The sequence below is a fragment of the uncultured Agrococcus sp. genome (genome assembly GCF_945915485.1).
Lineage (GTDB): Bacteria > Actinomycetota > Actinomycetes > Actinomycetales > Microbacteriaceae > Agrococcus.
Genome location: NZ_CAMEFJ010000080.1, coordinates 1 through 10,873, shown reverse-complemented (window position 1 = coordinate 10,873; position 10,873 = coordinate 1). Strand labels below are relative to the sequence as shown.

10 protein-coding genes are annotated in these 10,873 nt (G+C 63.7%); 3 read left to right on the top strand and 7 right to left on the bottom strand.

Annotated elements, in window-relative coordinates:
- Positions 1-442: FBP domain-containing protein (locus tag Q0O95_RS11270; RefSeq protein WP_293698601.1), on the bottom strand; the 442-nt coding region annotated here is incomplete at its 3' end.
- Between the two features lie 286 nt (positions 443-728).
- Here Q0O95_RS11270 and thrC point away from each other — a divergent pair.
- The 3 genes from thrC to Q0O95_RS11255 all read left to right on the top strand — a co-directional run bounded on the left by thrC (position 729) and on the right by Q0O95_RS11255 (position 4,445).
- Positions 729-2,156 carry a threonine synthase gene (gene thrC / locus Q0O95_RS11265; RefSeq protein ID WP_293698597.1) on the top strand — a complete coding sequence of 476 codons (1,428 nt, stop codon included), beginning with the start codon at positions 729-731 and terminating at the stop codon, positions 2,154-2,156.
- A gap of 179 nt (positions 2,157-2,335) precedes the next feature.
- On the top strand, positions 2,336-3,151 hold the full coding sequence (locus tag Q0O95_RS11260) for an NAD(P)-binding domain-containing protein (RefSeq protein ID WP_293698594.1): 816 nt from the start codon (positions 2,336-2,338) through the stop codon (positions 3,149-3,151).
- Positions 3,152-3,320: 169 nt separating this feature from the next.
- Entirely contained in the window at positions 3,321-4,445 is a 1,125-nt protein-coding gene (locus tag Q0O95_RS11255; protein ID WP_293698591.1) for a M20 family metallopeptidase, read from the top strand.
- Here the strand turns inward: Q0O95_RS11255 and Q0O95_RS11250 are convergent.
- From Q0O95_RS11250 to Q0O95_RS11225, 6 genes are all read right to left on the bottom strand, one after another.
- The gene (locus Q0O95_RS11250; RefSeq protein WP_293698588.1) at positions 4,442-4,945 is read right to left on the bottom strand and encodes a D-alanyl-D-alanine carboxypeptidase family protein; all 504 of its coding nucleotides are present in this window, start codon (positions 4,943-4,945) and stop codon (positions 4,442-4,444) included. The genes Q0O95_RS11255 and Q0O95_RS11250 overlap by 4 nt on opposite strands.
- Positions 4,946-5,061: 116 nt before the next feature.
- Positions 5,062-6,123, bottom strand: a complete 1,062-nt coding sequence (locus Q0O95_RS11245; RefSeq protein ID WP_293698584.1) for an ABC transporter ATP-binding protein — start codon at positions 6,121-6,123, stop codon at positions 5,062-5,064.
- On the bottom strand, positions 6,120-7,190 hold the full coding sequence (locus Q0O95_RS11240) for an ABC transporter ATP-binding protein (protein WP_293698581.1): 1,071 nt from the start codon (positions 7,188-7,190) through the stop codon (positions 6,120-6,122). Before Q0O95_RS11240 ends, Q0O95_RS11245 begins: the two co-directional genes overlap by 4 nt.
- An 18-nt stretch (positions 7,191-7,208) precedes the next feature.
- Entirely contained in the window at positions 7,209-8,129 is a 921-nt protein-coding gene (locus Q0O95_RS11235) for an ABC transporter permease (RefSeq protein ID WP_293698579.1), read from the bottom strand.
- A gap of 5 nt (positions 8,130-8,134) precedes the next feature.
- Positions 8,135-9,196 (bottom strand): ABC transporter permease, encoded by a 1,062-nt coding sequence (locus tag Q0O95_RS11230; protein WP_293698576.1) that lies wholly within the window; start codon positions 9,194-9,196, stop codon positions 8,135-8,137.
- Positions 9,189-10,873 (bottom strand): ABC transporter substrate-binding protein (locus Q0O95_RS11225; RefSeq protein ID WP_293698573.1); only part of this gene is annotated, 1,685 nt, incomplete at its 5' end. The genes Q0O95_RS11225 and Q0O95_RS11230, both read right to left, overlap by 8 nt.

Sequence of the window (10,873 nt, the reverse complement as noted above, 5' to 3'; positions counted from 1 at the left end):
GCTCCATCATGGCTCCTCCACGACGCTCCAGTTGCGTTGGCGTCGTCAGGTTCGGTGGCGCCTTGCGCAAAATGAACGGGCACTCGAGGCTCTCGCACATGTACGTGCCGACCGTCGACCCCCGTTGGCCGCGCTTTCCTGCGAACCTGGCGCTGAACATCCGCACTTGGGTCGCCGGCTGCGTCGAACGGCACAGCGAGCACATCGCCGAAATCCCGGGGCGCAGACCGCCGATGGCAGAACGCACGACGACGCCGACCAGCAGGTCGCCGCGCCAGTGCACGATGTAGCCGAGCTGCGGCGCCTGCACGTCTCGCCAGCCGAGGAACTCCCGCTCCTCCCAGATGGACTCGTGGATGCCGGGCACGGGGAGCCGCGCCAGCTCAGCATCCGTCGCGTTGATGAATGACGATCGAAGCTCTCCCTCGGTCACTGCACGCATGACTACCAGTATGGCAAGCCATTCTTCTCGCGCTCATCGCGAGCTCGCGCACCGCTCATCACCGGGTGCGAAAAACTTCGAAACATGACTGTCTTTCTTCGAAGTTTTTCGCATCAAGAGCGGGCGGGATGCGAAAAAGTCGGAAACGTGATGGTCATTCTTCGAAGTTTTTCGCACCCTAGGGGTGGGTGAGGCGATTCGAGGAAGCGAGCCGGGTATCCGCTCGCACGTAGACTTAGAAGCGCGTCGTGCACCAGCACACGGATGCCACCTAGAAGGAGTGACAGTGCGCTATATCTCGACCCGCGGAGGCATGGATCCCGCGACGTTCAGCGAGGTACTCATCGAGGGGCTCGCGCCCGACGGCGGACTCGTCGTTCCCGAGACCATGCCGACGATCACGCGAGAGCAACTCGAAGCGTGGCGCGCCCTCGACTACCACTCCCTGGCCGCTGAGGTCATTGGGCTGTTCGCAACCGACATCCCGACTCCCGACCTCACGGCCATGGTCGCCCGCGCCTACAGCACCGACCGCTTCGTCGACGACGCCATCGTCCCCCTCACGCAGATCGACGACGACGTTTCGCTCCTGGGCCTCTCGGAGGGCCCGACGCTCGCGTTCAAAGACATCGCGATGCAGTTCCTCGGCGAGGTCGTCGAGTACGTATTGCAGCGCAAAGGCGGCACGCTCAACATCGTCGGAGCCACGAGCGGCGACACCGGCTCGGCGGCGGAGTACGCCTTCCGCGACAAGGACTCCGTCGCGGTCTTCATGCTCTCGCCGAAGGGCCGCATGAGCGACTTCCAGCGCGCCCAGATGTACTCGCTGACCGAGCCGACGATCCACAACATCGCGATGGAGGGCGTCTTCGACGACGCACAGAACCACATCAAAGCGCTCGCGGGCGATCTCGACTTCAAACGGCGCTACCGTCTCGGCGCCGTCAACTCGATCAACCTCGGCCGTGTCACCGCGCAGATCGTCTACTACGTCTGGGCGTTCCTGCGACTCACGGATGCGCTGAGCCCCGAACAGCGCGAGAGCTTCGAATTCTCGGTCACGGTGCCGAGCGGCAACTTCGGCAACATTCTCGCCGGCCACTTCGCGAAGAGCATGGGGGTGCCCGTTCGCCGGCTCATTCTCGCGAGCAACGAGAACAACGTGCTCGACGAATTCTTCCGCACCGGCATCTACCGCCCCCGCGCGAGCGAGAACACCTACCTGACCAGCAGCCCCTCGATGGACATCTCCAAGGCCTCGAACCTCGAACGCTTCATCTTCGACCTCGTCGGCCGCGATGGCCTCCGCCTGCGCGAAGCATGGGCGATTCTCGATGCGAGCGGCGAGCTCGACTTCAGCGACCACAAGGATGCCCTGCGCGACATATACGGCTTCGCGAGCGGATCCAGCACCCACGACGACCGCGTCGCCACCATCCGCGAGACGTTCGAGGACCACGGCGTTCTCATCGATCCGCACACCGCCGATGGCGTCAAGGTCGCGCGCGAGCACCTTGAAGACGGTGTTCCGATGCTCGTACTCGAGACCGCGAAGCCCGCGAAGTTCAGCGAGATCGTAATCGAAGCGACCGGTAAAGACCCGGAGATTCCCGAGCACCTGCAGTATCTGCTGTCCGCCGAGCAGCGGGTGGTTGAAATGGCCAACGACGAGCAAGCGCTGCGCGACTACGTCGCAGAGCACGCGCTCCTCTAGACGCCATCCGAACCGACTCACCCATTGCGTGCGCCGTTTCTCGGTCAATACAGTGACTCAAAAGCGTAATTGTTCTGGCTGTCGGTATTGGCCGAGAAACGGCGGGAATCACCGAGGTGACGAGCTACAGCGAGGTGGCTAAGAGGTTAAGCCAGAAGCGAGGATGGGCGGTGTGATTTTTGGGCAAGGCGGAGGAGGGGATTCGATCCGGTGGATCGAATCCGTGGAAGAGCCAAGCTGCGTTCGAGGCCGACAAAGAAGCCCGAGAACCCCAGCGCACACCGCAGCCACCGCAACCTAATGGCGCGACCTCTAGGCCGGTCATCGGCATCCTCGGGGCAGGCAAGCTCGGCACCGTGCTCGCCGCGAGGGCAACCGCATCCGGCTATCGCGTGCTGATCGCGGGTTCGGGCGACCCTGCATCGATCCGTGCGCATCTGACGGCGACGATCCCGGGTGTGGAGGTCGAATCGGCGAGACGCGTAACGGAACTCGCGGACGTCATCATGCTCGCGCTCCCCCTGGGCGCACTCGACGCCCTCCCAGCAGAGCAGATGCGCAACAAGGTCGTGATCGATGCCATGAACCACTGGCTCGAGGCGGATGGCCCACGTGACGATCTCACCGACCCGTCGACCTCTACGAGCGAGATCGTGCAGGCCAGGCTGCCGGACTCTCGCGTCGTCAAAGCGTTCAATCACATGGGGTACCACGACATCGACGAACTCTGGGCCGAGCCCGGGGCCGCCGACCGCAACGCGATCGCGATCGCGGGAGACGACGAAGACGCCAACGCAGTTGTCGCCCGCATCGTCGATGACTTCGGATTCGACCCGCTCCCCATCGGCCGCTTGGCCGAGGGCGTGAAGCTCGAACCGAACACGGTCGCATTCGGCGTCACGGAGGCCGCGGCCGGCTTGCGGCGCGCTATCGACATGTTTCCTCGAACACCGCGCGGCAGAGCAGTCCTCGCCGCTCGCGGCGGCCGAATCTGAACGTATGGGCACGGCATGCGCGACCCCTGCATCACCGCGGGTCAGCGGTTAAGCAGCCACCGAGTTTTCAGAGGTTTATACGTTTCTTATCACTGCAGCGGGCGACCAGCCAGAGCCATAGGATACAGTGCTTGCAACGAAGCAGGCGGTAGGATACGTTTCATAAACCATGAACTTTTCACAGGGGGATTCGTCCCATAACGAGCAGGACCTCCTGTTTCTCCGCGAACTCGTCGAACTCGAAACGCCCTCCTTCGACCCTGAAGCCAGCGAGCGCATCGCGCGCATCATCGCCCATCGATTCATCGCCTTGGGCGGGGAGGTCCGAACCGTTGCAACGGAGGCCGGCACGAATCTCGTCGCCGACTTCGCCGGCCACGGGGAACCCATCCTGTTCGTCGGCCACACCGACACCGTCTGGCCAACGGGAACACTGGCTTCCGAACTGCCGTGGTCGGAGAGCGATGGCATCATCCGCGGGCCAGGCGTCTTCGACATGAAAAGCGGGATCGTCGTCATGTGCGCTGCGTTGGAGCGGCTGCAGCATCGGCCTCGCAGCGCCGTACGCATTGTGCTCAACTGCGACGAGGAGGTCGGTTCCCCGACGACGCGTGACCTCGTGAGAGACGAGGCATCAGGCTGTCGTGCGGCCATCGGCTTCGAGTCACCGCACCCAGACGGAGCGCTGAAGCTCGGGCGCCGCGGCAGCACTCGCGTCGTCCTCCGCGTCCGTGGCCGCTCGGCCCACGCTGCGCTCGACCCGGAGAACGGCGTGTCCGCAATCGACGAACTCGTCGACCAGCTCCTGGCGGTGCGCGCGATAACGTCCGACCCGGATCTCCCCTCCCCCGTGCTCGCGAACGTCGGCGTGATCTCCGGCGGCAGCAGAGCGAACGTCGTACCGGAACGTGCGTCAGCCGAGATCGGTCTGCGATTCGTAGAACCCGAATCGGAGAACAGCGTGCTGTCCCGCCTGCAGGCGCTCCAACCGGTGCGTGAAGGCGCCACCGTGGAGGTCGACACGCTCTCCAGCAGACCGGCCTGGCGCGCATCCGACGGTGACCGTGCATTGGCAGAGGCCATTGCCAGGGCGGGCGCGACGGTCGGGCAGAGCATTGAGGGCAGGCCCGCGGCCGGAGCGGGCGACACGAATCTGATCGGGGCCCTGGGGATTCCGACGATCGACGGCTTCGGCCCGCTCGGAGGGGGTGCGCACGCACTCGACGAGCACATCGTCGCGTCGACGCTGCGGGAGCGCGTCGATCTCCTCACCGTCGTGCTGCAAGAGCTTTAGCGAACGTAATCGGGAGCTGCCTCCGCTCCGGCGTACTCCTCGTAATTGGCGATGCCCCTCGCGCGCATGTCGAGAGTGATCTCGGTGCCGAGATACCGGAAGTGCCACGGCTCGTAGATGTAGCCGACGACGGGTTGCTCCCCCTGGTCGTATCGCAGGAGAAATCCGTAGGCCGCGCAGTGCTCCCGCAGCCAAAGGCCGGTGCGCGTCTTGCCGAACTCACTCTTGAAGGCGAACCCCGATCCGTCGTCGAGGTCGACGGCGAGCCCCGTTTGGTGCTCCGAGTGCCCCGGCCGGGCCGAATACGTCTCGGCGGCGGCGACACCGTCCCTCTCCGAATAGCCCTTGAAGAGCGATTCCTGCTTTTCGAAACTGCGGTAACCGCTCGTGATCCGAAACGGGAGTCCGTCGTCGGCGGCCGCAGCGAACATCCGCTCGAGGGCCTGTGCCGCAGTCGCCCGAATCGGTTGCCCATTCGTATTCTCGATGCCGTTGGGCATGACGAGATCCTCAGGTTCCCATCGAATCGGCCGTAAGGGCCGCAGTTTGTTTACGAGAACGTGCAAAGACCGTGGGTCGTCGAGCTCCCCGACTTCGAATCCGGGTTGCGTCTCGCTCACCTGTCAGCCCTGCCCTCGGCCTCGAGCCCGGCCGACTCCACTCCTTCGAGTTCTCGTGTGGCAGCGTAGTGGCAGGCGACCTGCCACTGGTCGGGTTTCGATGCCAAGATCTGCAGTTTGTGGCTCTTGCACTGCTCCTCGACACCCGCTTCCGCGGCTCGGCCATCCGCGACGATGGGGCATCGGGGATGGAAGCGACAGCCGCCCGGGATACTCGATGCGTCGGGAGCCTCCCCGGCAAGCACCACGGCCTCGTCGGCCAGAGGAGACTCCGGGAGCACGGACACGAGCGCACGCGTGTAAGGGTGCTGCGGGTCTTTCAGTACCTGCTCGACCGGCCCCTGCTCGACGATTCGGCCGAGATACATGACGGCGATGCGATCGGCGATGTTCCACGCGAGCCCGAGGTCGTGGGTGACGACGAGGGCGCCAAGGCCGAATTCGTCGCGCAACTTCTGCAGTAGCGCGAGAATCTCCCCTCTCACGGACGCGTCAAGAGACGCAACAGGCTCATCAGCCACAAGGATTTTCGGGGCAAGCGCCAGCGCACCAGCGATCACGACTCGCTGACGTTGACCGCCCGAGAGCTCGTAGGGGTAGTTCATCAGGAAACGTTCGGGAGGCCGGAGTCCCGCTTGCGAAAGCGCCTCCATGACTTGTTCTGCCTCGTTATCGCCCTCGATGCCGTGAATTCGCAGCCCTTCCGCGACCGCCTCGTAGACGGTCTGGCGAGGATTCAGGGCACCTGCCGGGTCCTGCAGAACCATCTGCACCTGACGCCTGAATTTGCGGAGCGCTCGCGTCGACCGTCCGAGCGGTTCGCCGTTGTAGCTCACGCTGCCGTCGGTCGGCTGCTCGAGCCCGAGCAGCGTGCGAGCCAGCGTCGTCTTCCCGCACCCGGACTCCCCGGCCAGCGCAACGATCTCCCCTGCGCCGACCTCGAGGTTCACGCCGTCGACCGCGTGCGCCTGACGCGAGCCCGGAAGCGAAAACGTAACGCTGAGGTCCTGCGCCACCAGCCGTGCATCCCCTGCGCCTTCTGCGCCGCTATTGTTCATCGGGCCTCCTCCTGGGGCATGTCTGACGCTGATGAGCGCGTGAAACGTATCGATTCTCCGCCCTGGGCGACGATGCACGCGCTCAGACGAGGGCCCGCGGCATCCTGCGGCGCAGCAGCACCGTCGCCGCCCAGCACCGCGACCTCGAGCAACTCCGGCTCCGTCTCCGCGCACTCCGGCCTTGCGACCGGGCAGCGCGGATGGAAGCTGCAACCGGGGGGAAGCTGGCCCGGCACCGGCGGGTCACCCGCAAGTCCCCGCGGGTTATTGCGGGCAGCGGGGTCGCCGATGACCGGAAAAGCAGCCCCGAGAGCGTCGCTGTAGGGATGCCGGGGTGCGTCGAACAAACTCGTCGAGTCGCCCGACTCCACGACCTTCCCCGCATACATCACCATCGTGCGGTCGCACACTTCGGCCAGCACCGAGAGGTCGTGACTGATCATGATGAGCCCGGCATTCCTTTGGCTGACGAGCTCTTGCAGCAACGTCAGGATTTGCGCCTGCACCATGACATCAAGCGCCGTCGTCGCCTCGTCGGCGATGATGAGGTCGGGGTCGCAGGCTAGCGCCATGGCGATCATGACGCGTTGGCGCTGACCACCCGACAGTTCGTGGGGGTAGTTCTGCATACGCCAAGCGGGGAGGCCGACCTGCTGCAGCAGTTCCTCCACTCTCTTGTCGACCGTGGGCCCTTTGATGCCCTGGTGAAGTTCAATGGGCTCGGCGATCTGCTGACCAACCCTGTGCATCGGGTTCAGGGCGTGCTGAGCACCCTGGAACACGATGGATGCCTCGGCCCAACGAACAGCACGGATCTTCCCCCAGCGCATCTTGAGGATGTCTTCGCCCTTCAGCAACAACTCGCCCTCGACCTTCGTCTTCTCGGGCAGCAGTCGCAGGATCGCCATCGCGACTGTGGATTTTCCGCATCCCGACTCGCCCGCGATGCCCAGGGTCTCACCCGAGTTGAGCGTCAAGTCGACCCCGCGCACAGCCGGGATCTCCCCGCGCGAGCTTCTATACGTGATCTGCAGGTCATTGATCTGCAGCAACGGTGTATTCGTCATGCTTGTTTCGACCCTTCGTCAGCGGCGCAGCCGCGGGTTGAGAGCAGTTTCCAGTGCGCGCCCGACAAGCGTGAAGCACAGCACCACGAGCAGAATCATGGCTCCCGGAGGAATCATGTACCACCAGGCACCCGCCGACATCGCGCCCGAGCTCCACGCCCGGTTGAGCATCATGCCCCACGAAAGGTTGCTCTGGTCGTACAGGCCGAGGAACGCGAGCGTGGACTCAGTAAGGATCGCGCCGGATACCGACATGATCGTGCTGGCGAGCACGAGCGGCATGACGTTGGGTAGCACGTGCCGCATCATCTGATGACCGTGACCGGCACCGAGAGCACGGGCGCGCTCGAGGTAGGGCCTGCCTTCGACTGCGCGCGTCTGTGCTCTGATGACGCGGGCCGTGCCGGCCCAAGACGTAACGCCGATCGCGATGATCAACACCAGCATCCCGCGTCCGAGCACAACCACCAGAACAACGGCGAGTACGAGCGTGGGCAAATTCATGAACCACTCGGTAATCCGCATGAGCACCCAGGACACTCGCCCTTCGAAGTGCCCTGCGACGATGCCGACCAGCGTTCCGAGGACCATCGCCATGAGCGCAGCGGCCATCCCGATGATGAGCGTCACGCGCGTGCCGATGAGTGTCAGTGTAAGAATCGGTCTGCCGAACTCGTCGGTGCCGAGCAGATACCCATCACCGGGAGGCTGCATCCTGCCGCCCGTGGCCTGCGTCACCGACAGCACATCCGCCGGCGCGATGAGCGGTGCGAGCACTGCGACCAGCACGAAGACCGCCAGACCGATCAGCCCGATGACTCCGGAGCGCTGGCTGCGGAAGTCACGCCAGATCATCCCCGCCGACTGCTTCCAACGCTGCAGCCTGACGTTCCTGATGTTGGACGGGCCGGAAGCTGAAGTTTCAGGAGTTTGTGTCATTGTCCCTACGCCTTCCGTGCACGCGGATCGATGAACCAATAGAAGATGTCAGCTCCCAGATTGGCCAGAACGGTTGCGCTCGCGAATATCACGAACAGCCCTTGGAGTACCGGATAATCGGGCACGGCGATCGCTTGGTAGAACGTGTACCCGAGGCCCGGCCAGGAATAGATCATCTCCGTGATGAGGGAGCCGTTGATCACGTTTCCGATCGACATGAACACGACGGTTGTCGTCGGCAGCAGAGCGTTGCGGGAGGCGTGCTTACGGCGAACGATATCGTCGCGCAGCCCTTTCGCTCGTGCTGTGGTGAGGTAATCGCTGCCCATTTCATCGAGCATGGAAGCTCTCATCGTGAGCAGGTACCCCGCGTAGATCATGGCCGTCAACGTGACGGTGGGGAGTACGAGGTGGTGCCCTACATCGAGCAACTCGGCAAGCATGTTCGGCTGCGTCTGTGATGACCTCATGCGCCCGGTCGGGAAGAGCTGCAGCTCCCTGGAGAAGACGATGATGGCGATCATCGCTACCCAGAAGGTAGGTGCCGAGAAGAACAGGAGCGCGAAGTTCACGTTCCCCTTGTCGAACCGCGAGCCGTGCTTCCAAGCCGCTCGAGAACCGAGGCTGAAGCCGATAATCAGCGCGAGAACGAGAGAGATTCCCCCGAGCAGCAGTGTTGGCCCGAGGCGATCCATGAAGAGCTGATTGACCGGAACACCGTATTGAATCGATGTCCCCAAATCCCCCTGGGCGAGCCCGGTGATGTACCGCCAGAACTGCGCCCAGAGCGGCTCGTCAAGGCCCCATTCGGCGCGAAGTGCCGCTTCGAGTTCCGCCGAGGGGTTCTGCATCTCCTGCATGAGGTTTCGCGCGGGGTCACCGGGAAGCACGCGAAAGATGAAGAACGCGGAGAACAGCACGGCGATCAGTGATACTACGGTACCGCTGACGCGGTTGACGAGGTATCTGCCGAAACCTGCGCTGATCCGTGATTTGCGCGGCTTGGCACCGCCGGGGCCATCTGGCGATGACCCCGACAGTGCTGCCATCTGGACGGTGTCACTCACGTTCGTCAGCGGTCCTGCGACGACGGATCATGACGAATACGAGGATGGCGACGCCCAGTACGAGGACGACACCGACGCCGATGAGCACACCGGTCGGAGTTCCCGAAGCGCTCTCCCCCTGCGCAGGCTGCGCACCGTGGTATGCCCAGGAGCCCATCTGCCCCATGACCATGCCCTCACCGCTGGGCTGCGTTTCGAAGCCCTCGATCTTGTCGGTGCGGTACGCCTCCATCACATTGGGGTACCAGAGGAAGATGATCGGTGCATCTTCGTACAGAATCCGCTGCGCGTCGTGGTACAGCTCTGTCCGCGCTTCTTCATCCGTCTCGATCTGCGAAGCCGCGACGATCTGGTCATACTCCTCGTTGCAGTAGAAGGTGTCGGTCGTGCCGTCACCGGGGGCTGCCGGCAGCTGGCCACAGGACTGTCGGTACAGGTTGTACTCGGGGTTCGGGCCGATGCCCCAGCCGGTGAAGACGATGTCCATGTCGCCCTCGTCATAGAGGTCCTGGACATCTTCCGAAATGATCTGCTCGATGCTGATGCCGAGCTCGGTCAGCCATTCGGTGATGAACTGCGCGGTCGTCTCGCGTTCGACATTGCCCGCATCCACACCGAATCGGAGGTGCAGTGGCTCGCCGTCTGCGTCGACGCGAACGCCGTTATCGCCCATTTCATACCCGGCTTCGTCGAGCAGTCTGCCCGCTTCTTCCAGGTCGAAGTTCACTGCTTCGTCGGCCGTGGGCTCCCAGTAGATATCCGAGAACGTGCTCGGGACGATGCTGGATGCGGGGTCCGCGTAGCCGCCGCGAACACGGTCCACGAGTTCCTCGCGATCGATCGCGTGGTGGATCGCCTGACGAACGTTGACATCCTGCAACGCGGGGTGTCCGCTACCGAACTCCTCGCCGTCGAGCGTCTGCGCGCCGACGTTGAAGCGGAAGGCGAAGAAGCGACGGTCCGGCGCCGAGTTCACCTCGATATGGTCCTGACCCTCCAGGCGCTCGAGCTGCTGCTCGTTGAGGCCACCGATCAGATCGACTTCCCCCGTCTCCAGGGCCGCGACCGATGTATCGGGCTCGGTGTAGTACTGGAACACGATCTCGTCGAAGCCGGCCGGGCCACGATAGAAGTCATCGAATCGCTCGTAGCGGATGAAGGTGTCCGTCTCGAAATCCGTCATCTGGAAGGCACCGGTGCCGATAATCGGGAAGTCGTCGTTGGCGTACTCGCCCCACGCGCCCTCGTGCTCCTCCCAGATGTGCTTGGGGACGATTACCTGATCTTCTGTCTCCCAGCGAATGTCGGGTTCGTTGAGATGGAACACGACCGTGTGGTCATCGACAACCTCGACCTCGTCGAGCACGTCGTTGACGGCCGCTTCACGAGCGCTGATCACGGGGTCTTCCCGGATGATGTGGTACGTGTACTCAACGTCCGCAGCGGTGAAGGGCTCGCCATCCTGCCACGTGACATCCTCGCGCAGGTAGTACGTCCAGGTCATACCGTCTTCGGAGACTTCCCATTCCTCTGCGAGCGCGGGTGTCGGGGCGAACGTCTCTGCATCGGCATGAATGAGCGGCTCGTACTGCAGCTGCCGGAACTGGTGCTCGATGACGTATGTCTGGAGGAACGGGTTCCACTCCTCCATAGACTGGCTCGTCGCCACTACCAGCG